Annotated in this window: 16 protein-coding genes; 11 read left to right on the forward strand and 5 right to left on the reverse strand. The window is 55.3% G+C overall.

All coding sequences use genetic code 11. The features are described from left to right. Nucleotides 1–21 precede the first annotated feature (21 nt). The 5 genes from SH573x_RS04255 (at nucleotide 22) to SH573x_RS04275 (ending at nucleotide 5,645) form a co-directional block, all read left to right on the forward strand. A complete protein-coding gene (locus SH573x_RS04255; RefSeq protein WP_479353089.1) occupies nucleotides 22–1,329 on the forward strand; it encodes a DUF1501 domain-containing protein in 1,308 nt (435 codons plus the stop codon). Between the two features lie 212 nt (nucleotides 1,330–1,541). Next, nucleotides 1,542–2,426, forward strand: coding sequence for an alpha/beta hydrolase (locus tag SH573x_RS04260; RefSeq protein WP_479353090.1), 885 nt, complete (start codon nucleotides 1,542–1,544; stop codon nucleotides 2,424–2,426). A 66-nt stretch (nucleotides 2,427–2,492) separates the two neighbouring features. Beyond that, nucleotides 2,493–3,632, forward strand: coding sequence for an SGNH/GDSL hydrolase family protein (locus tag SH573x_RS04265; RefSeq protein ID WP_479353091.1), 1,140 nt, complete (start codon nucleotides 2,493–2,495; stop codon nucleotides 3,630–3,632). A gap of 542 nt (nucleotides 3,633–4,174) precedes the next feature. After that, nucleotides 4,175–5,215: a DUF1559 family PulG-like putative transporter gene (locus SH573x_RS04270; protein ID WP_479353092.1), complete on the forward strand. Its 1,041-nt coding sequence runs from the start codon at nucleotides 4,175–4,177 to the stop codon at nucleotides 5,213–5,215. Continuing rightward, nucleotides 5,205–5,645, forward strand: a complete 441-nt coding sequence (locus SH573x_RS04275) for a hypothetical protein (protein ID WP_479353093.1) — start codon at nucleotides 5,205–5,207, stop codon at nucleotides 5,643–5,645. The genes SH573x_RS04270 and SH573x_RS04275 overlap by 11 nt, the downstream gene beginning before the upstream one ends. Nucleotides 5,646–5,726: 81 nt before the next feature. On the opposite strand, the gene SH573x_RS04280 is transcribed toward SH573x_RS04275, so the two are convergent. After that, a complete protein-coding gene (locus SH573x_RS04280) occupies nucleotides 5,727–7,583 on the reverse strand; it encodes a Xaa-Pro dipeptidyl-peptidase (RefSeq protein ID WP_479353094.1) in 1,857 nt (618 codons plus the stop codon). Between the two features lie 274 nt (nucleotides 7,584–7,857). Here SH573x_RS04280 and SH573x_RS04285 point away from each other — a divergent pair, with 274 nt between their 5' ends. From SH573x_RS04285 to SH573x_RS04295, 3 genes are all read left to right on the forward strand, one after another. Next, nucleotides 7,858–8,994, forward strand: a complete 1,137-nt coding sequence (locus tag SH573x_RS04285) for an exo-alpha-sialidase (RefSeq protein ID WP_479353095.1) — start codon at nucleotides 7,858–7,860, stop codon at nucleotides 8,992–8,994. A 134-nt stretch (nucleotides 8,995–9,128) separates the two neighbouring features. Next, the gene (locus tag SH573x_RS04290; protein WP_479353096.1) at nucleotides 9,129–9,989 is read left to right on the forward strand and encodes an ABC transporter ATP-binding protein; all 861 of its coding nucleotides are present in this window, start codon (nucleotides 9,129–9,131) and stop codon (nucleotides 9,987–9,989) included. A gap of 178 nt (nucleotides 9,990–10,167) precedes the next feature. Continuing rightward, nucleotides 10,168–13,752, forward strand: a complete 3,585-nt coding sequence (locus tag SH573x_RS04295; protein ID WP_479353097.1) for an ABC transporter permease/M1 family aminopeptidase — start codon at nucleotides 10,168–10,170, stop codon at nucleotides 13,750–13,752. Between the two features lie 36 nt (nucleotides 13,753–13,788). Here the strand turns inward: SH573x_RS04295 and SH573x_RS04300 are convergent, their stop codons facing one another. Both SH573x_RS04300 and SH573x_RS04305 read right to left on the reverse strand, forming a co-directional pair. Then, nucleotides 13,789–15,801 (reverse strand): molybdopterin-containing oxidoreductase family protein, encoded by a 2,013-nt coding sequence (locus SH573x_RS04300; RefSeq protein WP_479353098.1) that lies wholly within the window; start codon nucleotides 15,799–15,801, stop codon nucleotides 13,789–13,791. An 11-nt stretch (nucleotides 15,802–15,812) separates the two neighbouring features. Further along, complete coding sequence (locus tag SH573x_RS04305) at nucleotides 15,813–16,658, reverse strand: prolyl oligopeptidase family serine peptidase (RefSeq protein ID WP_479353099.1); 846 nt, start codon at nucleotides 16,656–16,658, stop codon at nucleotides 15,813–15,815. Between the two features lie 478 nt (nucleotides 16,659–17,136). Between SH573x_RS04305 and argH the strand changes: the two genes are divergently transcribed. The 3 genes from argH (at nucleotide 17,137) to SH573x_RS04320 (ending at nucleotide 21,998) form a co-directional block, all read left to right on the forward strand. Further along, the gene (gene argH, locus SH573x_RS04310; protein WP_479353100.1) at nucleotides 17,137–18,516 is read left to right on the forward strand and encodes an argininosuccinate lyase; all 1,380 of its coding nucleotides are present in this window, start codon (nucleotides 17,137–17,139) and stop codon (nucleotides 18,514–18,516) included. Nucleotides 18,517–18,570: 54 nt separating this feature from the next. After that, a complete protein-coding gene (locus SH573x_RS04315; RefSeq protein WP_479353101.1) occupies nucleotides 18,571–20,871 on the forward strand; it encodes a hypothetical protein in 2,301 nt (766 codons plus the stop codon). A 101-nt stretch (nucleotides 20,872–20,972) separates the two neighbouring features. Beyond that, on the forward strand, nucleotides 20,973–21,998 hold the full coding sequence (locus SH573x_RS04320) for a sigma-54 interaction domain-containing protein (protein ID WP_479356648.1): 1,026 nt from the start codon (nucleotides 20,973–20,975) through the stop codon (nucleotides 21,996–21,998). Nucleotides 21,999–22,462: 464 nt separating this feature from the next. Here the strand turns inward: SH573x_RS04320 and SH573x_RS04325 are convergent, their stop codons facing one another. After that, nucleotides 22,463–25,183 (reverse strand): hypothetical protein, encoded by a 2,721-nt coding sequence (locus SH573x_RS04325; protein WP_479353102.1) that lies wholly within the window; start codon nucleotides 25,181–25,183, stop codon nucleotides 22,463–22,465. Then, nucleotides 25,183–25,599, reverse strand: a complete 417-nt coding sequence (locus SH573x_RS04330) for an ExbD/TolR family protein (protein WP_479353103.1) — start codon at nucleotides 25,597–25,599, stop codon at nucleotides 25,183–25,185. Before SH573x_RS04330 ends, SH573x_RS04325 begins: the two co-directional genes overlap by 1 nt. Nucleotides 25,600–25,604 lie beyond the last annotated feature (5 nt).

Here is a 25,604-nt window from a genome sequence, read left to right on the forward strand (position 1 = left end):
ACACGCGACCTTGAGGCAACCATGTCGATCTTCCGCAACTGCGAAGGTACTGTCCGCCGCGACTTCCTGCGCGTAGGTGCGCTGGCCGCGGGCAGCTTTACGCTGGCCGATTTTCTGCGAGCTGAAGATGCGGGCAAGTTGTCCACCAAGCGCGATGTTCAAGCGGGCATCTTTATCGATCTGGCCGGCGGGCCTTCGCACTTGGATACGTTTGACCTCAAACCCGATGCGCCTAGCGAGATTCGAGGCAAGTTCAAACCAATCGATACCAACATCACCGGAATACAAATCTGCGAACACTTGCCTAAGCTGGCGGCCTGTGCAGACAAATACACCATATTGCGAGGTGTGAGCCACACCTTGGCCGCGCATCGCTTGGGCAGTGAATACATCAACACCGGCAGTCGCCCTTTGGCATCGCTTGAGTATCCAGGCTACGGAGCCGTAGTCAGTAAGGAATTGTCTACGGATCCTGATATTCCGCCATTCGTCGCTATCCCACGCGGCAATCAGCGAGCCGGCTTTTTGGGCATTCAATATGCGCCGCTGAATACCGGTGCCACGCCCACCGCTGGTCAGCCCTTCAGCGTGCGCGGTATCTCGCTGGGGGCCGGTATGACCGTCGACCAGATCCAGCGCAGACAGACCCTGCTGAAGGATCTCGATCGAACATTTCGTTCTATCGAACAAGAGAACCAACTGGTCATGGGGCTGGATCGTTTTCAACAAAAGGCATTTGCGATGATCACCAGCCCCAAGGCGCGGGCTGCCTTTGACATTAGTCTTGAATCACCGGCTTTTGCCCAGCAGTTCGCGGCTCAACCGTTTGCCCAGAGTTGTCTATTGGCCATTCGTTTGATCGAAGCCGGTGTACGCTTTGTGTCGCTTTCGCTGGGTGGTTGGGATACGCATACCGATAACTTTACACGTTTGAGCAGCAAACTATTGCCCGAGTTGGATGCAGGTCTGTCAGCCTTGTATGGTGGGCTGGAGCAGAAGGGTTTATTGTCGAGCACGGCTGTGCTGACCACAGGTGAGTTTGGGCGTACGCCAAAGATCAACGATCGATCGGCCGAAGGCGGCCGCGATCACTATCCACGTTGCATGTTCATGCTGGCCGCGGGCGGCAAGTTCCGCGGCGGCCAGGTAATTGGAGCCAGCGACGCGACGGCTGCGGGGCCGGCAGGCGAGCCGATTACGCCTGACGATGTCGCAGCATCTTTCTATCACAATCTCGGTATCGATCCCCAGCAAGAATTCGACACCGAAACCGGCCGCCCCATTACCCTGGTACGCGACGGAAAGGTGATCCAACAACTCTTTGCTTAGCGCCACGTAGAGCGGCTGTCCTCAGCCGCTCAGCACCCGGCAAGTCGCTCGGCTGAAACATCGGTCGCTCGGTCGGACGATACTTTGGTTAGAGGGTTTCGAGCAGCTGAGGACAGCTGCTCTACGCTACGGTGTCTGTCCCCCACCACATCCGCTCGACGGGTGAGCGGGGTTATAATAGCGGCCTCCCCTTTCCTCCAGGAGTTCTGGCTATGTTGCTCCGTATGTTGTGTGTCGGGATCTTATGCGCTCTTTGTTTTCAACTGTCCAGTTCTGGACTATCGGCAAGAGAATATGTGCTGACAAGCAATATTCCCTACGCAGAGAATCCGCACGAGCGACAGGTGCTCGACATTTATGTCCCCAAAGGCGGCAAGGATCTGCCAGTTATGTTCTGGGTCCATGGCGGCGGTTGGCAGGGTGGCGACAAGACGGCTGTCGACTTGAAGCCTCAACTGTTTGTCGACAAGAACATTATTTTCGTATCGACCAACTATCGCTTGCTGCCTCAGGTAGCGATGGAGTCGATCGTGGCCGACGTGGCCAAGTCGCTGGCTTGGGTTCACCAGCATATCGCCGAGTATGGCGGCGATCCGAAACGCATTCTCGTTGGCGGTCATTCGGCCGGTGCGCAGTTGGCTGCCCTGGTGTGCATTGATGAGCGCTTGCTAAAGGCCGAAGGCGTCGACTTCAGCAGTCTCAAAGGTTGTGTTCCAGTCGACGGCGATACCTTTGACATTCCTGCGATCATCGAAACGGCCGAAACCCGGCGCCGGGCTCATGGGGAGGAGCAATCCAATATGGGCCATCGTCAAAAGTTTGGTCACTTGCCAGAGAAGCACAAGAACTTTTCACCAGTGACACACGTGGCGAAAAATAAAGGTATCCCACCATTCTTGATTCTGTATGTAGCGGAGCATCCCGACACCACGGCCCAAGCCAAACGCTTGGCCTCAGTGATGAAAGCCTCCGAAGTTCCATTTAAGCTAGTGGGTGCTACCGATACCAATCATGTAAAGTTGAATGATAACCTAGGCAAGAGCGACGACCCGAACACCCAGGCGTTACTGCAATTTGTGGATGAAGTCTTGAAGTGATCAACGCATCCGGCGCTATGTCAACTGTTTAATCAACCCCCTAGTTTATCTTGACAAGACACTAACATGATCCAACGACAACTTTGCTGCGTGTTCTTCTGGCTGAGCATCCAAACGACGCAACTCTGGGCGCAGAAGTCGCCCGACATCACCAAGCTGGATCCAGCCTTGGCGGTCAATAAACAAGCTGCCGACAATGTGCAGTGGTTCGGTGTTACCAGCTGGGGTGTTGAAGGTCGTATCTTGCCTGATCAGCGGCGGCAACGCTGGTTTGATCGCCTGCCCGTTTCCGCTAAGGGTAAAGTGACCGATGCGGTTTGGAACCTCAGCCGCGACAGTGCAGGCATGATGGTGCGATTCAAAACCGATTCACCGTCGATTCATGTGCACTACGCGCTTCACAAGGCGAACCTCGCCATGCCCCACATGCCGGCCACGGGTGTTAGCGGCGTGGATCTGTACGCGCGCGATGATCAAGGCAAATGGAAATGGGTTCAGGTAACCCGCCCGGCTGCTCAAGAGGTCAAAGCCGAAATCATCAAAGGCTTGGCTCCTGGCATGCGCGAGTATGCAGCCTATCTGCCGCTCTACAATGGCGTTCAGTTCATGAATATCGGCATTGAACCGGGCAAACAATTTGAACCACTGCCTCCGCGTGATAAGCCGATTGTGTTTTACGGGACGAGCATTACGCACGGCGCATGCGCCAGCCGACCCGGTATGGTACACACCGCCATTCTCGGGCGCTGGCTGGACCAGCCCGTGGTCAATCTGGGTTTCTCAGGTAACGGCCGCATGGATCAGGCGGTGGGTGACTACCTGGTACAGATCGATGCTGCCGCCTATGTGATTGACTGTTTACCCAATATGCAGCCGGCCGATGTATCTGCTAAATGCGAACCACTGGTCCAACAACTGCGCAAGTCCAAGCCCGAGACGCCGATCATCTTGGTCGAAGACCGCCGCTTCACTAACGATTGGATCACGCCTGCGAAACACCAGTTTCATACGGAGAACCATGCTGCCCTCAAGGCCGCTTTTGATTCGCTGCAAACCGCTGGCGTCAAACATCTTTACTACATCCCGGGTGACAATCTGTATGGGGACGATACCGAGGGAGCGACCGACGCATCGCACGCCAACGATCTGGGTTTCATGCGACAAGCCACCATCTTCGAGCCAGTTCTAAGGGCCGCCCTAAAGTAACTATCAGTAACTGGCTGAGCGGCCGCACCCACCTCGCTCAGCGCAAGAAACTCCAACTGAGCCAATGTGCCGCCCCAAAGGGACAGTCCTGGGGCGCCGCATTCACTTGGTCTGCATCCAGCCTGCCTCACCCCCGAGAACCCTAAACAGAAACGGTGTTTTTGGACGCCGCAAAACGTTGGACCTCGAAAGCCTTGACGGCTTCCGCTACCAGGGAGGTTAGGGATCGCTCTTTCTCATTACGCGGTGATCACCTGGACGCACATTCCAGTGGAACAGCAATGTTAATTTTTAGCGACTGCGCACCATTGGTGGCTTAAGGCAACCTAGTAAATTAGTCGCCCTGAAATCGACCTGGGGCGGTCGGTATTCCATTGCCAAGAAACCCAGTAACGGTAATCTATTGGCATATTTCAGCTTGCGCTTGGATGCGAAGCTTCCCGCAATCTTTCCGCCTGTGGATGGATTTCTTAGATGCGCGCGGGGGATTGCGGGACGTTTCCGTTCGCTTTCATTCTTCTTTAAAGTCGAGATGTAACTGTATGACCAAGTCCACGTTCAGGAAGGGCCGGCGACAGCACCGGCGTGCGGCGTTTACGCTGGTCGAGTTGTTGGTGGTCATCGCCATCATTGGAATTCTAGTCGGCTTATTATTGCCCGCGGTTCAAGCCGCGCGCGAAGCAGCTCGTCGCATGAGCTGCAGCAACAACATCAAGCAACTGGCGCTGGCCGGTCATAACTTCGAGAGCGCTCGCAAGAAGCTGCCACCTGGATTCACGCAAGATCGTATTCCAGCTCCCAGTGGAGCATTTCAAGGTCACTCTGTCTTCTATTACTTGTTGCCCTACTTTGAGCAAAATAACCTGTATGCCAGGTTCGACGACAAGGTACCACTGAACAATCGTGGCCTGTCGCCTACCACTGGCCTGGCGGATGTTGGCATCCCAACTCTGCTGTGCCCCAGTGACCAATTACTCCCTGGCCCAATCCCCTTCCCTTCGACTGGAACCGCAACTCAGTACTACGGCGGAACTAGCTACAAAGCCAACGGTGGTTCACGACCGATCTTTGCCACCAGTTCCACCAACGACGGTGTCTTTATGGCCACCGGTTCTGCAGCCCGCAAAACCTCGAGCGCACCACTGGGTGTCGCAGTTCGTTTCGGCGATATTACCGATGGCTTGAGCAATACGTTCATGTTCGGCGAACGTGCTCACTTAGACAAAAACTTCGATACCTTCACCACAGCCGGTTGGAACAGCGGTAGCACGATGGTCGGTTGGAGTCGTTGGTATCCAGCTGGGGGTGATGCTGGTCTGGGTAATTTGATGTTTGGTGCTTTTGCGCCAATCAACTATCGAATTCCCTGGGCTCATGGAACCCCGGGCGCTCCAGGTTCCAACTCGGCGTGGTTCGTCTTTCAGGATATGCGTTTGAACTCCTTGAGCAGTTTGCATCCAGGTGGTGCCAACGTCTCGCTGTGTGATGGTTCGGTGCGGTTCTTCAGCGAATCCACTGCCCAGACCATCCTGTCACTCTACTGCCGACGCAATGATGGTGAAGTAATTAGCAATGATCAATAGTTCCATCGCTCGATACGTTCAAGCTAGTATCTGCCTATGCACTCTGTGTGGGCTAACGCTGCTGAGTGGTTGTGGTCCGGCGGCGCCGGTCTTAGTACCGGCCAAAGGTACGATCAAGATCAACGGCAAGCCAGCTGGAAATATTTCGATTCAATTTCTGCCCGATGTCAAGGAAGGAACTGACGGAGCATTTCCTAGTTCGACAGCCATCTCTAAAGAAGATGGCACTTTCGAGCTGATGACCACCGACAATAAACCCGGGGCAGTGCCTGGCCCGCATCGCGTGGTTCTGGCGGATCTGGAAGAAGAACGTGTCGAACAGGGCAAGCAAGCCACCAAGCCACCGCGTCTGGATGCCAGATACGCGGTAGCCGGTGCGCTGAAAGCCAACGTTAAAGACGGCGAAGAAATTGTGCTGGAAGTGCAATAAGCGCTTGGACACGTCCAATTCGGGATTAGAGCACTCCTTGTGTTATGGCGAATTTACCCCTGAGCTACAAAATCCATTAGTTTATTGAGCGACAGAACTTTGAGCCTTTGACCAACTGTCCGCGCCACCCACGATGGGTAGTTCGAGACTGGTCTGGCTCAGGTCGATCGTTAGTTCGGTGCCTGCTTCCGGTTGCAACGTAAAGTCGGGATCGCTCGAGAAAATCATCAGGCCAATCTTCTTGCCGGCTGGAATGATTTGATCATCAGGTTGCAAAGCAAACTCCATATCGTAGAACTTGCCTGGCACCAGTGGCTCGCTCTCAGTCAGCGACTTGTAGTTCTGTGGATCCGCCCAAGCCCGCGTGATTAAGTTGTCCGTCGACTTGCGCGCCGGATCGGTACTCCAGGGTAGATTGATCAACCACACGGTCAAATTGGCGGCTGGTTTGTTGGAGGCGAGCCGAATCTTGATCCTGGCAAAGCCTGAGATGTGGATCGGTTCTTTCAGTTCCGCAGTCACATACAACAAACGATTCTCAGACTGCTGGGCTTGGGCTAACACTGGTCCGCGATACTGGGCATCATCGACCAACATTTCTTTAACATCGCTGCTGCCGCTGCCAGCGACAAGTGGGGCGAGTGTGCCTTGCTGGCGACCGCCTGGGCTGAGTTGAAATATAACCGATTGGGCATCGGGATGCGGATAATCTGGATAGCTGGTGGGTGTTTGTGGATCGTCATCTTCGCGTACAATTCTCGCGCGCGGTTCTTTCTCGACACCATTCTCGATACCGTACAAAAAGCGAGTGAACCAGCGATTCATCATCTCCAGTGGTGGTTCACCACCGTGTCCATTTTGATGGCAGTAGAATTGGACAGGTAACCCTTTGGCCTTGGCAGCCAGGTAAATGCGCACGCTATGTTCGGGGACGACATTCCAGTCGTTCCAACCATGAGCCATCAGCAGCGCTGCCCGCATCGGTCCCATATCGTTCAAGTAATCGCGTCCAGCCCAAAAGTCGTTGTAGTCTCCCGTCACGCGATCTTGATTCTTGCCCATCTCTTCGTCGCGCACCTTACAATCGCAATGGTCGCGGAACTCTTCGTTACCGCTGTGGATAAAATCGTACAACACATCGATGTCTTCGCCCATGTAACCAAACGGATGACGCACCAGGCCGTTGGAGCGATAGTAGTGGTAATACGAAGTGTTGGGCGCGATCGGTATGATCGCTTCCAGGCCTTCGACTCCGGTGGTGGCTGCCGCTAGTGGTAAAGTGCCGTTGTACGAAGTGCCTGTCATACCGACTTTACCTGTGCACCACGTGCACTTCACTTCTTCGGTCCCATCGACGCTGGTGAAACCTTTGGCTCGTCCACACAGCCAGTCGATGACGGCTTTGGGCGCCAACGATTCATTGTCACCTCCGACCGTAGGGCAACCTTCGGACAGACCTGTACCCGGCGAGGCAGAATGAACCACGGCAAAGCCGCGCGGTACCCAATTGCGTTCATGCGATCGAGACAAAACTGGCCGCTCGAATTCGCGTAGCGAAGTGCTCAAGTGTTCGTGTTTCGGCGGCGTCGAACCAAGTTCATGTTTCGGGTCCCAAAAGAACGGGCCCTGTAGATCACCGGCTCGAGAGTAATACGGACTGGATTCATAGATGACCGGCACTTTTAAATTTTCAGTGTCGGTCTGTTTGGGGCGTGTTACTGCTACATACATACGGTCGGAGCGACCATTGCCGTCGGAATCAAACTCGGTTTCAACCCACAAATCATGTCGTATCCACTCATTTGACTCAGCAAAGCCTTCGACCACTTGGGCTTGCCCGTCTTCAAACCTCGGCAATGTTTTCTCAGTCGGCTCTTGAGCTATAACAGTAGACCAGCTCAACAACATCAGGCACAATTCGGCACCACGCAATCGCATAGACAAAGTCCTTATACAATGCAATAAGTTTGATCGACCTATCATAGCTCGAAGTGCAGGCGAAGTGATGTCACCTCTGTCAAGCTTTGCTTGGGGGAGGTCGGAGACAGCGTTAAGCTAGGCTCTGGGAGGGGGCTCGTTACCGAAGTGGAAGTGTTTGCCGCAGAATGCACCACACAAATTGTTTCACTGCAACAACTTAAAAGCTGGACGATCTCTTCGCCCGGGGAAAGTCGAATTGAGCGTTAGCTACAATGACTGTAAAGGAATCAACATGAGATGGTTAGTCCTGGTGATTGCGGTCTTGTTCAATCGGACAAGTCTCTTGGCTTCGGAGCCTGCCAGCGTCGAGCATGTGCAGGTTTATGCTGAGCCTGGCAAGTTTGGTGGCTGGCCAGCCAACCATGGCATCTGGTCATGGGGTGACGAGATCTTGGTAGGCTTCAGCGCGGGCAGCATGAAAGACTTGGGTGCCGACCGCCATAACATTGATCGCGAAAAGCCCGAACGGCACCTGCTGGCTCGCAGTCTCGATGGTGGGCAAACGTGGAAGATCGAAGATCCAGCGGAGAAAGGCGCACTTATACCAGTCGGTCAGTCGCTGCATGGCATTACGCCGCCAGGGCAACAGGAAAAGCCATGGTTGGATCCGCCGGGTGGTATTGATTTCACGCATCCCGATTTTGCGATGACTCTGCGCATGACCGACAATCACATCGGACCTTCGCGTTTCTACTACTCACTGGACCGAGGACACAACTGGTTGGGCCCCTATCGCTTGCCCGATGTCGGCACACCCGGTATTTCGGCGCGCACTGACTACATTGTCAACAGTCGCGATGAGATGCTGCTGTTTATGACCGCCGGCAAGTCCAATCAGCGCGAGGGCCGTCCCTTCTGTATGCGCACTAGCGATGGTGCCAAGTCGTTCCAGTTCGTTTCTTGGATTGGTCCCGAACCAACCGGCTACTCGATCATGCCTTCGACCATTCGACTTGACTCCCAGGAACTACTCTCCGCCATCCGTTGTCGCCAAGGCAAGCGGAGCTGGATTGAGTGTTATCACTCTGCCGACAATGGTGCAACCTGGAAGCTGCGTTCAACGCCCGTGCCCGACACTGGCGAGGGCAATCCAGCCAGTATGATTCGCATGCGAGATGGTCGCGTGTGTTTGACCTACGGCTATCGCGCTCCACCCTTTGGCATGCGGGCCCGCTTGAGCAACGATGGTGGGCAATCTTGGCAAACAGAGATTCACCTCCGCGACGACGGAGGAGGCCGCGATGTGGGCTACCCGCGCACCGTTGAGCGCTCCGACGGACGCTTGGTAACCATTTACTACTTTCACCAAACCTTGGCCGGAGATCGCTCAATCATGGCTACAATTTGGAAGCCCCTGCCAAAATCCTAGCCAAGATCCCCGATATCGAAGCGAAACATCAAGTGCCAGGCGGCAACGTTACTATGCGCCAGACTTCAGACTTCAGACTTCAGACTTCAGGCTTCAGACTTCAGACTTCAAACTTCAAACTTCAAACTTCAAACATGCAGCTCGTCATCGATAATCTTTCCAAACAGTATGGCAACGGCGTCAAGGCTCTCGATGGCGTGTCGCTGTCGATCAAACCGGGCATGTTTGGGCTGCTGGGGCGCAATGGTGCCGGTAAGTCGACTTTGATGCGCACGGTGGCCACCTTACAGGAGGCCGATTCTGGATCGGTGCATTTGGGTGACCTGGATGTCCTCAAGCAAAAAGACCAGGTGCGAAGGTTGCTTGGTTATCTGCCGCAAGAGTTTGGCGTCTATCCCCGCGTTTCGGCGCTGGAACTCCTGGACCACCTGGCTGTGCTCAAAGGTCTGGTTGATCGAAAGCAGCGACGCGAGGTTGTCGAGGCCATGCTGGTGCGCGTTAACTTGTACGAACATCGCAAGAAGGCCGTGGCCAGCTATTCGGGCGGGATGCGTCAACGCTTTGGCATCGCTCAGGCGTTGCTCGGCAATCCACGCTTGTTGATCGTCGACGAACCCACTGCCGGGCTCGATCCAGGCGAACGCAACCGCTTCTACTATTTGCTGAGCGAAGTCGGCGAGAACATCATCGTTATTCTTTCGACCCACATCGTGCAAGACGTCAAAGAGCTGTGCACGCAAATGGCCATCATCGACCACGGTCGCCTCTTGCTGCATTGTTCTCCGGCCCAAGCGGAAGAACAGCTGGCCGGTAAGGTCTGGGCCAAATCGCTCAGCAAGCAGGAGTTGGCCGATACGCAGTCGCGTCTGAAAGTGATTTCAACCAAGCTGATTGCTGGTCGCCCGTTGGTTCACGTTTACAGTTCAGAACATCCCGGCGAAGGCTTCACGCCCGCAGAGCCCGATCTGGAAGACGTATTCTTCTCTCAGCTATGAACGAGGAGAGGTGCGGTAAAAGGCACCTCTGTAGCGGAAGCCGTCAAGGCTTTCGATCATTTCTGTAGTGGAAGCCGTCAAGGCTTTCGACACGCTTGACGCGTGCCGCTACAACAACCTTTTTGATGCTACGAACAAGACGCACGAATCAACGTGTTGTGTAAACGGATGATAATCAATGTTCTTTGAATTCTTGCGTTTCGAACTGCGATACTGGTTTCGCGGCATGATGGTCTATGTGTTCTTGGCCATCATGACGTTGCTGTTTTTTGCGGCCAGTGTGTCCGACAACGTACAGGTTGGTGAGGCATTAGGCAATACGCATCGCAATGCCCCCTTCGTTGTACAGAATTTCTACGCCGCAGTTGGCTTGCTGACTGTGCTGATGACCACTGCTTTTGTGGACTCAGCTGCCTCACGCGACTTTACCACCAACAGCAGCGCGCTCCTGTTCAGCAAACCGATCCGCAAGAGCCATTACCTGGCGGGGCGTTATCTGGGTGCCTCGATGGTGGCCCTGGTGCCATCGCTAGGTGTATCGCTGGGGATTCTCTTGGGCGGTATATCACCTTGGGTAGTTCCCGAACGTTGGGGACCTGAAAATTGGTGGGCGCATCTGCAAGCGATTCTAGTATTCTCGATTCCCAATACGCTTTTTTTTGGCGCAGCGATTTTTGCGTTGGCTGTTCTAACTCGCAGCACGCTCTACAGTTTTCTCGGCACTCTATTGATGTTGGTCGGCTTTGCGATTTCATCCAGCTTGTTGGGATCGTTGGAGAACGAGTGGATTGCCTCTCTGCTCGACCCGCTGGGCGGTAATGCGTACTCGATCGCGACCAAGTACTGGACGGTCGAGGAGAAAAATACGCTCACCATGCCGCTAACTGGGTATCTGATATTGAATCGACTGTTATGGTTAGCCCTGGCGGTGGTGTGCTACGCAGTGGCTGCCTGGCGATTCGATTTCTCAGAACGTACACGTCGTACTCGGTTGCGAGCAGCGGCGGCGGAGTCGATTCCGCAGCTGAGCATTGACCCGGTAACGGTCAGCGGTCAGAAGCCAGGTTGGGCCACGTCGCTGGCGCAATTCCGCAGTCAACTATCCGAAGACTTGCGCGCCGTCATGCGCAGCACCACGTTTGTGGTGGTCTTGATCGCGGCTTTAATCAACATGATTCCTAGCGTCTGGTTTCACTTGGGCAAGTTGTATGGTCTTTCGACTTTTCCAGTAACCTACCAGCAGATCGATGATATCCGTGGTTCACTGTACATTTTCCTGATCGCTATTATCACTTTCTTTAGTGGTGTGCTGGTATGGCGTCAGAGAGATCATCGCTTACATGAAATCTTCGGGGCCTTACCAACTCGCAACTGGACCAGTTATCTGTCCAAGCTACTATCGATCGTGCTGGTAGTAGCCGTCATCATGACTTTGGGTATCGCTGTTTCAATCGCGTCGCAATGGGCATCTGGCTACACTCGCTTTCAGCTGTCGCTGTACGTCACCGAGATCTTGGTGCTCGACCTGTTGCGCATGACATTTTTGGTCGTGCTGTCCCTGTTGGCTCATACGCTCGCGCCCAATAAATATCTAGGGTACTTTCTGTTTATCATCTTGCTGGTGTTCAATAACTTTGCCTGGCAATTTTTGCAGGTTGATTCGTTGTTGTTTAAATACGGACGTTTGCAAGCCTACATTTACTCGGACATGTATGGATTCGCACCGTATGTATCGGGCGTATTGTGGTTCGCCGCGTATTGGATTGCATTCGCTGTGTTGCTGGCTTGGTTAACCACGCGCCTTTGGCAGCGCGGTCCACATCAATCGATCTGGAAACGCTTGAAATTGGTGCCACAGGGCATGTCGAACGCCCAGTGGGGTGTGCTAGCGAGCGTGGCTGGAATTTGGATTGGTATCGGAAGCTACCTGGCCTACAACACGATGGTCATCAACAAGATCGTGGGCACTGAGCAACGCGAGAAAGATCAAGTGGCTTATGAGAAGAAATACTCCAGCCTGGCTGGCCAGCCTCAACCTCGCGTTACCAAGGTCAACTACCAGATCGACATCTATCCCGAAAAACGCGATATCCGCCTGGTTGGCAAGCAAACGATTGTCAACAAATCCAACGAGGCCATCGAAGATGTTTACGTGACCCTCGATCCGGATTTCAACTACACCATTGCGATTCAGGATTCATCCTTGGTCGAAGACGATCGTCAGTTAGCGACGCAAAAGTACCGGCTGGTACCACCCATGGCACCCGGTCAAGAACGCGAAATGGAATATACCGTCACCGCTGATACACGTGGCATCGAGAACAGTGTTACCAATATGCAGATCGTACAAAACGGCACCTTCTTCAATAACGTTATCGCGCCGCAAATTGGTTATATGAGCGACGCCGGCATCCGCGATCCTAACAAGCGTCGCAAATATGGTCTGCCGATGGTAGAGCCCTACCCAGAGTTAACGCGCGAGTGTACTGATCGTTGCATGCAACACTACGTCAGCGGGAACTCGGATTGGGTCGAAGTCGAGACGGTCATCAGCACCAGCGGCGATCAAATCGCAGTCGCTCCAGGTTCACTGGTCGAAAAGTGGGACAAAGATGGACGGCATTTCTATCGTTATCGCTTGGACCATCGTTCACTGAACTTCTATTCGTTTATCTCCGCCCGTTATGCCGTCGAGCGAGACAAGTTGGGCGATGTCGACTTGGAGGTCTACTACGAACCCGAACATCACTGGAACGTACCCAAGATGATGAAGGGCATGCGGCAGTCATTGGCGTACTGCAGCCAGAACTTCGGCCCCTATCAACACAAACAAGCTCGCATCATCGAGTTTCCCCGCGTGGCCACCTTTGCACAAGCTTTTCCAGGCACGATGCCGTACTCGGAGAGCATAGGCTTTATCGCCAATCTGGAAGACCCCGAAGACATTGACATGGTGTTCTATGTCGTGGCCCACGAGATGGCCCATCAATGGTGGGCGCACCAGGTCATCGGTGCACGCATGCAAGGCGCTACGTTGTTGTCGGAAACGCTCGCCCAGTATTCGGCTCTGATGGTGATGGAGCATGAGTATGGTCGCGATATGATGCGCAAGTTCTTGCGTTACGAAATGGATCTGTATTTGCGTTCCCGAGGCAGTGAGATCGTCAAGGAACAACCATTGCTGACCGTCACGCCTGATCAAGGTTATGTGCATTATCGCAAAGGCAGCGTGGCCCTCTACTACCTGCGGGAGTTAATCGGTGAAGAGCGAGTCAATGCAGCCCTGAAGGAGATCGTCGATCGCTTTGCATACAAAGACCCGCCCTATCCCAACGCTTATGATCTAGTCGACACGCTTAAGAAACATACGCCACCGGAACTGCATTATGTGCTAAGTGATTTGTTTGAATCGATCACGCTCTACTCTAACCGTACGCTCGAGACGACGGCTAAAAAGTTGAGCAGCGGCCAGTACGAAGTCACGTTAACGGTCAACTGCCAGAAGTTCCGCGCGCAGGACGACGGCAAAGAGAGCCCAGTCGAATTGAACGAACTGATCGAGATCGGCGCGTTCGGCCGCCCGGAGCCAGGCAAGAAGTTCGGCGCGACGCTCGCCCGCCAACGCGTGCAGGTTAAAGACGGAGAGCAGAAGTTTACGTTTGTTGTTCCCAGCCTGCCGGATACAGTTGGCATCGATCCGTTCTGCTTGCTGATCGATCGCGTGCCGGACGATAACGTGAAACGCGTGACGGTGGTTGAATGAGATTCAACCGCGCTGATCAGTTGGAAGTTTGAAACTTCAACTCTTTTCCACCGAGACCGTCGTGTTGCCAAACAAACTGCCTTCGCCTAAATCGGTCAGGTTCTGACTAGTCAGTTCGTTCAGTCCCTTGCCATCGGGGGCCAATTTGGGCCACCAAAGGCCGACAGCGATGACCGTACCCTGGCGGGCATCGCTCGTGACATTGACCTTGCGCCGAATAGAGCCTTGGCGACTGCTCAGGCGCGCATAGTCACCTTGATGAATACCGTGCTGGGCAGCGTCCGCAGGATGCAAGAGAACATGAGGTTCGCCTCCAGCTGCCTTCAGCAACTGTTCAATGTTGCCCATGCTACTGTTGAGCACAAAGGCACCCGGTGGAGAGATCAAACGATATGGATACTCAGCATCGGGCTGTTCCGCGAAATCGAGCTGCTGCGGCGCGGGGCTGAAATGCACTTTACCATCGGCATGATGAGATCCATTGGCATACGGCTGGAAATCCGTCGGTATGTTCATCCGCACCGAGCGCTCTTGTCGGAGTCGTTCAAAACTGATGCCCTTAGCCCAAGGATGATCGCTGTTAAGCAGATCGCGCGCGATATCTTCTGCGCTCCACGAGAACACTTCGTCATTGAGCCCGAGTCGCTGTGCCAACTGTTGGAAGATCCAACTATTGGGTCGACACTCACCAAAGGCTGGCATGACCGGTTCGGCCCATTGCAGATAGTAGTGGCCATACGCTGAATAAAGGTCGGCATGCTCCAGAAACGTGGTGGCCGGCAAGACGTAATCGGCATAGTCGGCGGTGTCGGTTTGAAAATGATCGAGCACGACCGTGAGCAGATCCTCGCGTTTCAATCCGCGCGACACACTGGCTGTATCGGGCGAGACGGCCATCGGGTTGCTGTTGAAGACGAACAGCGCTTGGATCGGATCGGCAGAGTCATGAAGCGCGCGGCCCAGTTGATTTTGATTTACGTGCCGCGCGTTGGGCTGTAGCAAATGGGCCCCGTTGTAGCGAGATTTGTTTAATGCAAATGCGCCGCTGGTCGTCAGTCCCGCGCCGCCGCCAGGTTGTCGCCAGGCTCCAACGAGTGCGGGCAGCAGTGTTATGGCGCGCATCGCATTGCCACCACCTTCATTGCGAGTCAAGCCATAACCGGCGCGAATCTGCAGGGGCCTCTCGTGACAGATGCGGCGTGCCAGGCTGCGAATTTGTTCGGCATCGATTCCACACACTTCCGCGGCGCGCTCGATAGGCCACTGAGCGCATGCCAGTCGATACTCGTCCACGCCGCTGCTGCACGTGCTCGTGTACTCATGATCCTCGCCATCCAGGCGGATGATTTCGTTGCCCAGTGCCAGGGCCATGGCGGCGTCGGTACCAACTTTGATTTGCCAATGGTCATCGGCCAGGCGGCTGGTTTCGTTGCGATAAGGATCGATATGCAGAATCCAGGCGCCGCGGCGTCGAGCTTCGTTCAGCCAAGGTGCCGAATGACTATTGGACCGCAAGGCATTGACGCCCCACAGGATGATCGTTCGCGCTTGAGGCAACGCTTCTAGTGGCGTCGAAACGCGCATCGGTCCATAGTTGGCTTCCCAGGCGGCCGCACCCGTAGTGGCGCAAATGGTTTGATCCAGTTCGCAGGCCCCCAGGGCTCGAAAGAAGCACATCGGGTAATCGCGTTCCACCCAGCCCATTGTGCCGGCATAGTGATAGGGCAAAATCGAGCGCGGCCCAAACTGCTCAATGATCCGCGTTAGCCGACTGGCAATATCATCGAGCGCTTCATCCCAACTGGTTTCGACAAATTTGCCTTGACCCTTGGGCCCGCTGCGTTTCAGCGGCGTATGCAACCGCTCGGGATGGTGTTGCCGCTTGGGATACTGAGCCATCTTCACGCATGCAAACCCGCGCGTGATAGGATGCTCGCGCTGTCCTTCCAGCTTGACCAGTCGACCGTCGGTTATCGTCAATTGCAGAGCGCAAGTGTCTGGGCAATCCAAAGGACAAACCGATGGAACAATCTTGGTGCTTGCGTCCATTACCCGCCGCCTCATTTCAAATATTCGTCGAACCACGCGACCATGTTGGTGAACATGGTCTTGTTGCCTTCAGCGTCGAAGCCATGGGCAGCGCCTGGGATCACCACTAACTTATGCGGCACTTTGACTTCGCTAAACGCCGCATCAATCTTTTCGCTATGCCAAATCGGAACCAGTTCATCTTTATCACCATGCACCAACAACGTAGGTGGATCATCGGCCGAGACTTGAGCCAGCGGTGAATAGTCGGCAGCTTTAGCCGGGTCAAACTTCAAGGCCGGGAACTGCTCGCGCAGCGGGTTCTTGGGATCGACATACGGCGCCAAGTCAGTCGGTGGAAAAATGGCTGCGACCGCCGCGACATGCGCAACTGATTTTTGTTCACCGTTGTCTTTGCTGGCATCGGGACGCGTGCCTAAAAGTAACGAGAGATGACCGCCGGCGCTAAATCCGAAAACACCTAACCGATTGCGATCGACCTTCAGTTCATCGGCATGCTGGTAAATGTGTTTCAACGCCGAGCGGACATCGACCGCGATCTCGGGGATAACGTAGCGCGGACTGCTGCCATGTCGCACAGTGATGACTGTATATCCGGCTTGCAGAAACGGATTGAAGAATGCCACGGCATTTTCAGGCGGTACCCAAGTCGATACCCAGCCACCGCTGACCATGAAGATCAGTCCGACGCCTTTCGCATTAGCTTTCGGTTCAAAGACATCGTAGGTCAGCGCCATACCATCTTTGTGGCCGTAAACGATGTCAGCCTTGAGGTTGTATGTGGTTTCCTGCGCCAGTGCAGGCAGAAAGTGGGTCAGCATGGCCACAAGAGCCAGTAGTGTGCAAGTGAGCTTCATGATGTGCAATGGGTTTGAAGGGGTTTTCGGGGCAGGCGTCTCCATAGTGTAACCTGCGCGAGACGGTGTAGAGCGGCTGTCCCCAGCCGCTCAGAACCCTCTAACCAAATTCTCGACCGACCGACCGACCGACCGACCGACCGCGCAGGCCGGGAGGGAGAAGGCTTTCCCTGGATCGATGTCCATTCATAATGACGATGTTGGCTCAGCAGGGCCTTCGCCCCTTCCCTTTCTCGGGTCACTCGGTCGGTAGACGAATTAGTTAGAGGGTTCTGAGCGGCTGGGGACAGCCGCTCTACATGTCTTGCATACATTATGGGCAAGCGATTCCCCCGTGTTTCAGGGTTTGCGCCCTTTTTGGGCAATACTTTGCATAGATAATTGACGACCATGGATTGTCGGTTTACGATCAGCCGCTCATGCAGGCCGGCGCTGGGAAGCGCTGGGATTGATAACCCAACGAATCGAAAAGATCTTCATGACGCAGTCGCCGTCGCGCAGCGGCGTGTTTCAAGCCGCCACGGATAAACGATTAGAAGCCTTTAGCGAGAGCATCAGCTTCGACCATCGGCTGTACCGACAAGACATTCGTGGTTCGATCGCGCACGCTCGCATGTTGACCCGTCAAGGTGTGTTGACCTCCGACGAACTCCAGCAGATCGAAAGTGGCTTAAGCGAAATTGAGGTGCTGCTCGACAACGGCCAGTTGCCGCTCCGCCCGGAACTTGAAGATATTCACATGCACATTGAACAAGCGTTGATCGATCGCTTGGGCGATGTGGGGCGCAAACTGCACACCGGCCGCAGTCGCAATGATCAAGTCTCGACCGACTTGCGTTTGTGGACACGCGATGCGCTGGATCGCTTGGACCAGTCGCTGTTGGCCTTGCAACGCGCATTCTTGTCGCGCTGTGCAGCCGATATGGATGTGATTCTGCCAGCTTATACGCATATGCAACGTGCTCAACCGGTGCTGGCCCCGCATTACTGGTTGGCGTACATCGAAAAATTTGCACGCGATCGCGCGCGGCTGGCCGATTGCCGCCGGCGCGTCAATATTAGCAGTTTGGGAGCTGCCGCCTGTGCCGGTACGAGCATACCGATCGATCGTCACTGGACGGCCCAGGAGTTAGGCTTTGAAGAGGTCGCTGCCAACAGCATCGACATCAGTAGCGATCGCGACTTTGCCCTCGAAGCGGCATTTGTGCTGTCGCTGATTGCCACGCACTTAAGCGGTTGGGCTGAGGAGTGGATACTGTGGTCGACCGTGGAGTTTGCGTTCATCAAGTTGCCCCAGCAGTTCTGCACCGGTTCATCCATCATGCCGCAGAAGATCAACCCCGATACGCTGGAGTTGACGCGCGGCAAGGCAGCGCGAGTGATCGGCGATTTGCAGACACTGTTTGTATTGGTCAAGGGATTGCCACTGGCCTACAACCGCGATCTACAAGAAGACAAGCCGGCACTGTTCGATGCTTTTGATACGGTGCAGGCCACGGTGGACCTGGCGGTACCGATTGTCGAGGGGGCTCAGCTAAATCGAACTTCGATCGCTTCACGGCTGCAGCGCGGCCATTTGGACGCCACCACCCTGATGGAGCACCTCATCAAACGCGGTTTTCCCCAACGAACGGCTCACCACCTGGTAGGCAGTTTGGTGGCTTTAGCCAACCAGCAGGAAATAACCTTGGCCGAGCTGACGCCGGAGCAACTAAAAACGGTCCATCCGGATCTGGACGGGTCGCTGACCAGCCTGTTGGGAGTGGAACAAGCGGTAAAGTCGTACCAGAGCTATGGCTCGAGTAACCCAGAACAGGTCGCCGACCAGGTTGCCCGCTGGACAGTCCAATTACAATAAACGGATTATTCCCCCAGCTGGCCTGTGGCTTGGATAGACAACAGTGAGTCCTACATGATCAAACTGGCTAAGACTCTGATGCTCACGCTGAGCCTGGCGCTCACTGGTTACTGCCAGGTGATGGCCCAAGACGCGGAGGGCGATCCGTTCAACGCTGCCGACAGCAATGCCGGTGTTGGCGATCCCTTTGGCACCGGTGGCGATGACCCATCACCAGCCACGGATACGGATTTCGATGAACCCGCCACGCCCGCAGCCAACGGTGGCAGTGCGCCGGCAGAAGATCCTGACCCACTGGTTCGCATGCTGCGATCCAATCCACCCAAGAGTCCCGCTGAATATGCCGAGCGCTTGGAATGGATGACGCGGGTGGCGCGTTGGGATGAAGTCAATCGCTATCTTGATTTGATCAAGCGAGGTCGTTGGACTACCGAGCAAATGGCCGAACTATCGCTAGCTGGTGGAGCCGCACTGTGGTACAAGCTGCGCGATGCGACCGACGAACTTTCGGAACCACAACGCGAATTCGTGCGCGAGATCTCCGCCATACCAGCCAAACTGGCGCGCGATCCACGCTGGATCGATAGTTGGATTGATCGTCTGGCCAACGATAGCGAGCCGCAACGCAAGCTGGCCCACGTGCGCTTGGTGCGGGCCGGTCGGGCTGCGGTCGAGCGTCTAGCGCTACACTTGCTGTCAGGTAAGAGTCGCGTTCCAGGTGCTTACCTGGTCGAAGCACTGTTGAAGTTTGACGAAGATGGACTGGAGGCTCTGCGAGCCGCGTGTAGTTCGCCTGACGCTGCTTCGCGAAGTCGCGTCCTGCTGGCGGTTGCTCAATCGACGGCCACGCAGTTCGGGGCCGAGCTGGGGACCGCGCTCCACAGCGATCTAGTAGCGCGGCAAGCGCGACATGCCATCAGCGACGCGGTGCTCAAGAAACACGGTAAACTTCCGGAAGTCGATGCTGTTCGCCAGTACGTCGCTGGTCGCTTCAAGCGGCAACTCGATGAATATCAACTCTTGCGCTCGCGTCCTGCGCGGTTGCCCAAATGGTTGTGGCGCGCGGCTGCCGATGGCTTAAGCGTTAGTGCCATTGAGGCACCGGTGCCCGACCATGCGCTCGAAGGCTTGGCTCATTTGGCTAAACTGCGGGCAGCGCTGGTCGGAGCGACAAGTGCTGATTGGGTTGAATGTGCCACCGTGCTGGCCCAACACGCATACCAGGCCAACACGGCCTTGCCTCTGTCCACGCTGAGTGCCGGACAGCAGGCCACGCAAGATACAGCGTTCTGGAAACATGTCCTCGAGCAGAGCCAGCACTGGCAAATGCACGGGGCTTCGATTCTGGCGGCCGAAAAACTTGGTCGTGACTTGAAACAAGCGGTCGTGGGCGATCCGGTGTTCGACGTGATTGCTAGTTGCTTGCGAGATTCGCGGCCAGTGATGCGTTATATCGCCGTTGATGCCTTGGCCAAGGCCAATATCCAATCACCGTACAACGGATCGGCCACGGCTCTGGAGATTGCCATTGAAATGAGTCGCCTGGGCCGCGGGCCAATGGTCCTGGTCGTAGGACTCTCGAGCGATCTACGTTCGTTTGCAGAACAACAGTTGGCCAAGCTAGGTGCGAGTGCCGTCACGGCTGGTACCACGGCGGATGCTTTGCAGATCCTGGATCAACCGTACCCTATCGAACTGATCATGGTCGTCGATCGCCTGCCTCGAAATAGTATCTTGACCTGCGTCGATCGCTTGCGTCACAGTCAGCGAGGTGGTTCGTTGCCCATGGCGGTCTTGACCGAAGACGTCGATACACTCGAGCGCAACGAATTGTCGCGTATGCCGGGTGTCATCCTGTCGGTGTTATCCGAATCGCCGGACCATATGACGCGCGTAATCGCAGAGATGGAACGTCGCTTGGATACTCGTCCGCTAACCCAAGATCAACGCGCTGCCTTGGCTGAGTCAGCCACAGGCATGCTCAATACCATTGCCGGTGATCGTCAACAGTACAGTTTTTATCCGCTGGCCCGCTGGGAGAAGCAGTTGGCAGACGTCTCGAGCAGTCTGCCCACCGAGACCTACGTGACCTTGTTAGGTGGACTGGGCACAGCCGCCAGTCAACAGCAGCTCTTGGTCCTGGTCTCCGACAGCGGGCTTGAACAGGGCACGCGGCATCAAGCAGCTGAAGCGTTTGAACGCTCAATCATGAACTATGGCTTGCTGCTCAGTGGCAGTTCGATCAAGCAAGTGTATGAAACGTACAATTCGCAAGGACCGACCGATCCGGTGGCCGTAACTGCACTGGGTAAAGTGCTCGACGCGATTGAATCGAAGATTGGCAAGGGCAGTTAGGAACGGTTAAAAAATAAATGACCGGACGGTATGGATTCCAAGCACCGATTTCATCTGATACTGGCCCGCCCATCGCGGGCATCATCGGCTCCAGTGCCGCCATGGAGGAGGTCTATCGCATCACTCGCCGCGTGGCCCGCACCAACGCTTCTGTTCTGCTCTTAGGCGAAACTGGTACTGGCAAAGAACTAATCGCCAACGCGATCCATCGACTGAGCCTGCGAGCCAATGGTCCGTTTGTGAAGGTCAACTGCGGCGCCTTGAGCGAGAGCTTGTTGGAGAGTGAGCTGTTTGGGCATGTCCGCGGGGCCTACACGGGAGCCGTGGCCAATCGCGCCGGCCGCTTCGAAGCAGCTCATACTGGCACGATCTTTCTGGACGAGATCAATAGTACGTCGCTCATCCTGCAAGTAAAACTGCTGCGAGTGTTGCAGGAACGTGAGTTCGAACGCGTCGGTGATGTGACGACCATCACCGTGGATACGCGCGTAATTGCAGCCAGCAACCGCGATTTGGCCGACGAAGTCGCCGCTGAAAAGTTTCGCGAAGATTTGTATTGGCGATTGAATGTCGTGCCCGTACAGATTCCGCCGCTCCGCAAACGTCGCGAAGATATTCCCGAACTGGTAGCTTTCTTTTTGAATCACTACAGCGAAGCCAACGATCGCTATGTCGTGCACATTCAAAAACAAGCCCTCGATGCCATGCAAAGTTATGAATGGCCGGGCAACGTTCGCGAACTGCAGAACTACGTCGAACGAGCTGTCGTCATGGCCGAAGGAGACGAACTGTCACTGGAGTTATTGCCACCAGCCGTCACCGGGGCCAAGACCGAGAAAATGCTGGGCAAACCCGATAGCCCCGCCGCGGTCGATACCAGTCAGCTAGACTTTGACGCTTTGGCCAAGATTGTCGTCCAGCGTGGAGTAAAGGGGGCCAGCGACGAGGCTACCAATCTGCACCAGTTGGTCGTCGATCGCGTGGAAAAAGAACTCATCGCGCAGGTGCTAACCGGCTGCAATTTCATCCAAACCAAAGCCGCGGCTCGACTGGGCATCAATCGCAATACCTTGCACAAGAAGTTGAAGGACTACGATTTGGAAAATTTAGGGCCGGGCGAAGAGTAGCTTTGTAATTTTTACCGCGCGCGGAAAAAACTTCCGTACAAAGATCCCCGGCGAGCGTCAGTCAAGGTAAACCCAGCTTGCCCAACTTCGCTTTTTTGCGGGTATTCGGAGGGTGAAGAGGGTCGATTTCGCTTGAACTGAAAAATCCTAGACTTTGGCACGCTCCATGCATTTACATACCGGTACAAAGCCAACAACTTTGTGCTATCCCGGAGAATGGAGGTTTCTTTTCTCAGGGACGATCCGTGATCTTAGTAGCACAGCTGCCGCAGTATGGCAGCACTTAGGGCTGAAATCAGCCTAGGCTCACTTTCACGGCCGGGAGAGAGCCTGCTTGGGAAGAGTCACTCCAAGCAGGCTCTTTTCGTTTTGAGACCCGAACTCTTGACGCCATGCAATCGCACAACTTGGTCTTCTCTGCGATTCTCCGCGTCTCTGCGTTTATAAAATTTTAGAAGAGAAGCCTATTTGGCAGTGGCTTCATACAGCGGTAGATGGCGATAGTGAACTTCCAGCGATAGGAGGTTCAGCGTAGTCACGTACAGGCGGCCACCGTATCGCGCCCACAGATCGGAACTGGGCAAGTAGGGATCCCAACTGCCTGCCAGGTCGCCTTCGAGCACTTGCGAGTCCAATAGCAGTGGGCGCAGTTTATCGTTCCACTTTTTCCAACGGTCGCCACCCATGTGAAACAGAACTTGAGTCGCGTAGTACCAGTAGTAGGTATCGCGTTTGGTGGCTTGTGGTGTGCCTGCTTCTGGCAAGGTGCCCAGCAGGTAATCGGTGCCGGCTTGCATCTCGGGCAAGTCACGCTGCCAACCCAGATATAGTCGCATTAGCAAACCGACACTGGTCATCACATGCGTAGGCTTGAGGCCGTGACGTTGCTCGACGGTGTCTGGTGCAAATGGGTTGTAACGAAACAGGTGAGGTTCTGTGGCCGAAGCTTTGCTGGCTTCTACATATTTGCCCATGCGATCGAATGTGACGCGGGGCACTTCCAGGCCAGCTAGCTGCGCACTCTTGAGCGCCATCATAAACCAACCGGTGACGCTCGTATCGGATCCGATACCGGGTCGATAACGCCAACCGCCGCGGAGTGGTTCTTGACTATCAACCATGAAGTTAACGGCTTGTTGCGCTGGCGCCTTTAGCTCAGGGTCTTGCGTCATACCATAGGCTTCGCATAGCGCCAGGGCTGCGATACCGTGGCTATATAGCCAGGCATTCTGATCGGAAGCCGGATCTTGCGGTATGTACAAATCGCCATTCTTCTTTTGCCGCTCGATCAAGAACTTGAGTGCCTTGTCGTTGATCGTTGAGTACTTGTATTGCTTGTGCGTATAACCTGCGCCTTGGAAAGCCAACAGACATAAGCCAGTGGCGGCTGTGTCGCTGTGAATCAGGACATCTTTATCCAAGTCCTGCAACTTCCACGAACCGTCGGGACGTTGATGTTTAGCCAAGAACTCCAAGCCGCGCTCGATGGCTGCTTCGGTTTGAGGACCGATTGGTCCGTCATCGCCCTCGCCATCTTCTTTCAGGCGATCGATGCGTTGTTGAAAGGCAGGTGCGGGCACTGCGCCCGTAACGCCACCACCCAGCGGCCCGCCGCTCGATTCGCGAGAAAATCTTCCCAGATCGATTGAAGGCAGTTCAATCGCCGGCGCATTGGGGACGTTGCGCGCGACCATCGGGCCTGTACCCGCATCCAGCGAGATACCGCCCAGTCCACGATCGGCATCGATGTCCAAACGAATTTGCCCACCACCCTCGCCATCGCTACTACGTCGACCGCCAGAATCGCTGCTCGGGCCAAGCCCGATACTGGCATTGCCAGCCAGGCCGGCGCCGGTAGAGAGTGTATCAGGGACTTCGATGCGGCCCGTGCCCGGCGGGCCGGAGCCAGTACCCAGTTCGCCACGGGGCAACGCGAATGCGCCTTGCGAGTTCCCCGCACCCATGGCCGCGCCATCTGGAACTCCGCGCCGACCCATGGGACTGCCCGACCCGAGGTTACCAGCACCACTGCCCGACAAACCCCCTTCAAGTGTAAGGCCATCGGGTGCCGTCAAGATGCTGCTGCCACTGTTGGTACTTCGTCGCTGCGCCCCAGTGGCTCCCATGGCCGGAGCTAGTCCCAGGCGTTGGCTGGGTTCAGTGTTGAGTGTCTCTGGAACAGGAATCGACGAAGTGCGCGAGCGCGGGGCTTCGGTGTTGGCCAACATATCAGCCATGATCGGTCGTGGGACATTGGCGGCAGCCAAACTGCTGGGTGCTTCGGCGCTGCGCTGTTGAGGCTTGGGCAAGCCCAACGGCGGGGCTGATGGTCCAAGCGAGGTGGCGTCGACCAGCGAATGAGCTTCGGGTACTGAACTCGAGTCGCTGCGCGGAGCGCGACTGCTGCTGGTATCGGTCGCGGTCAATTCCGGCGCGCGCACCTCAGAACGAATCGCTTCCATCGCTTCGGCTTGTGTGCGTGCGGGACTGGGTAGCGCCAACTCTGCTCGACTAAGTGCTGCTGGCGCTTCGCTACTGATCGACATACTTTGTTCAGGCTTCTCGCGTTCCATTAGAAATGGCTTGTCGACCTGGCTTTCCACTTTCACTTCTGGACTGGTGACATCCGCCTTTTCGTTCTTGGCTAACTCCAATCGCGATTGATCCGACAGCTTGGCCTCGTTGGCCTGATGTTCAGTAGGTACATAACGTAAGTAGTCAGGCTTCTTGCTACCGGGTGATAGACTGGCGGCCAAGGTACCTGAAAAATACTTCGGGGCTTTTTGCTCTTTCTCAATCAGCTTTTGTTTCTCTTCTGCCAACGCTTCGAAGAACGCAGGCCACATCCGCGTATAGATGACCACATCCAGCGCGTAGACCAACAGTACCAGGTGCACCATGACGCTGAAGAGAAACGCCACTTGCGCAGAGCGCTCGACGACACGACTAACAACTTGGCGCAGAATCAGCGAGATGACAACCAACAGCAGGGGCGTCACGACGGCATACAACCACGGATTGTAAAGCGGTCTAGGATCATCCCATTTGAGGAAGCGAAAGGCGATCCACAGAATGGCCCCGCCCAAGCAAGCCAAGGCGACGTTCGTGGGCCATACAGCTTCCGAAGCAGCAGGTGGTCGCTGCAGCCCGATCATTTCCGACAGCCGTCGCTCACCTGCACTCATTACGATTCTTCCTCGGCGATGGAGAGCGAATACTCAGCTTTGTAACGCTGACAGATATCCATGGCTGTAACAGGCGATTGTAACTGCACGCCACGATGAGCGCGGATCATGACCGCCACGTTGGCTGGGTTATCAGCGACTGCTTGTTGAATCTCTTTCTCCAGTGCGTCGGCGTCTAAACGATTGCCTTGCACAATGTAGTTGCCCTGTTGATCGATGTTGATCACTAGCTCGTTTGGTTCGCTGACCATGGGCATGGCACTAGCGGCCGACGGCAATGGAACTTCCAGTTGGCGCTCGGCTTGATCCAAGCGTGCGGCTACCAGAAAGAAGATCAACAGCAAAAAGATCACATCGATCAGCGGGGTCAGGTTGATGACCCAGAAGGGATTGTGGCTTCGTAATTTTACAGCCATGTTGG

The organism is Rania fehmarnensis (genome assembly GCF_056494185.1).

What these genes read in the sequence shown, in the direction of transcription:
- SH573x_RS04255 (WP_479353089.1), top strand. Translation starts at nt 22, where the DNA reads ATGTCGATCTTCCGCAACTGCGAAGGTACTGTCCGCCGCGACTTCCTG.
- SH573x_RS04260 (WP_479353090.1), top strand. Translation starts at nt 1,542, where the DNA reads ATGTTGCTCCGTATGTTGTGTGTCGGGATCTTATGCGCTCTTTGTTTT.
- SH573x_RS04265 (WP_479353091.1), top strand. Translation starts at nt 2,493, where the DNA reads ATGATCCAACGACAACTTTGCTGCGTGTTCTTCTGGCTGAGCATCCAA.
- SH573x_RS04270 (WP_479353092.1), top strand. Translation starts at nt 4,175, where the DNA reads ATGACCAAGTCCACGTTCAGGAAGGGCCGGCGACAGCACCGGCGTGCG.
- SH573x_RS04275 (WP_479353093.1), top strand. Translation starts at nt 5,205, where the DNA reads ATGATCAATAGTTCCATCGCTCGATACGTTCAAGCTAGTATCTGCCTA.
- SH573x_RS04280 (WP_479353094.1), bottom strand. Translation starts at nt 7,583, where the DNA reads ATGCGATTGCGTGGTGCCGAATTGTGCCTGATGTTGTTGAGCTGGTCT.
- SH573x_RS04285 (WP_479353095.1), top strand. Translation starts at nt 7,858, where the DNA reads ATGAGATGGTTAGTCCTGGTGATTGCGGTCTTGTTCAATCGGACAAGT.
- SH573x_RS04290 (WP_479353096.1), top strand. Translation starts at nt 9,129, where the DNA reads ATGCAGCTCGTCATCGATAATCTTTCCAAACAGTATGGCAACGGCGTC.
- SH573x_RS04295 (WP_479353097.1), top strand. Translation starts at nt 10,168, where the DNA reads ATGTTCTTTGAATTCTTGCGTTTCGAACTGCGATACTGGTTTCGCGGC.
- SH573x_RS04300 (WP_479353098.1), bottom strand. Translation starts at nt 15,801, where the DNA reads ATGGACGCAAGCACCAAGATTGTTCCATCGGTTTGTCCTTTGGATTGC.
- SH573x_RS04305 (WP_479353099.1), bottom strand. Translation starts at nt 16,658, where the DNA reads ATGAAGCTCACTTGCACACTACTGGCTCTTGTGGCCATGCTGACCCAC.
- argH (WP_479353100.1), top strand. Translation starts at nt 17,137, where the DNA reads ATGACGCAGTCGCCGTCGCGCAGCGGCGTGTTTCAAGCCGCCACGGAT.
- SH573x_RS04315 (WP_479353101.1), top strand. Translation starts at nt 18,571, where the DNA reads ATGATCAAACTGGCTAAGACTCTGATGCTCACGCTGAGCCTGGCGCTC.
- SH573x_RS04320 (WP_479356648.1), top strand. Translation starts at nt 20,973, where the DNA reads ATGGAGGAGGTCTATCGCATCACTCGCCGCGTGGCCCGCACCAACGCT.
- SH573x_RS04325 (WP_479353102.1), bottom strand. Translation starts at nt 25,183, where the DNA reads ATGAGTGCAGGTGAGCGACGGCTGTCGGAAATGATCGGGCTGCAGCGA.
- SH573x_RS04330 (WP_479353103.1), bottom strand. Translation starts at nt 25,599, where the DNA reads ATGGCTGTAAAATTACGAAGCCACAATCCCTTCTGGGTCATCAACCTG.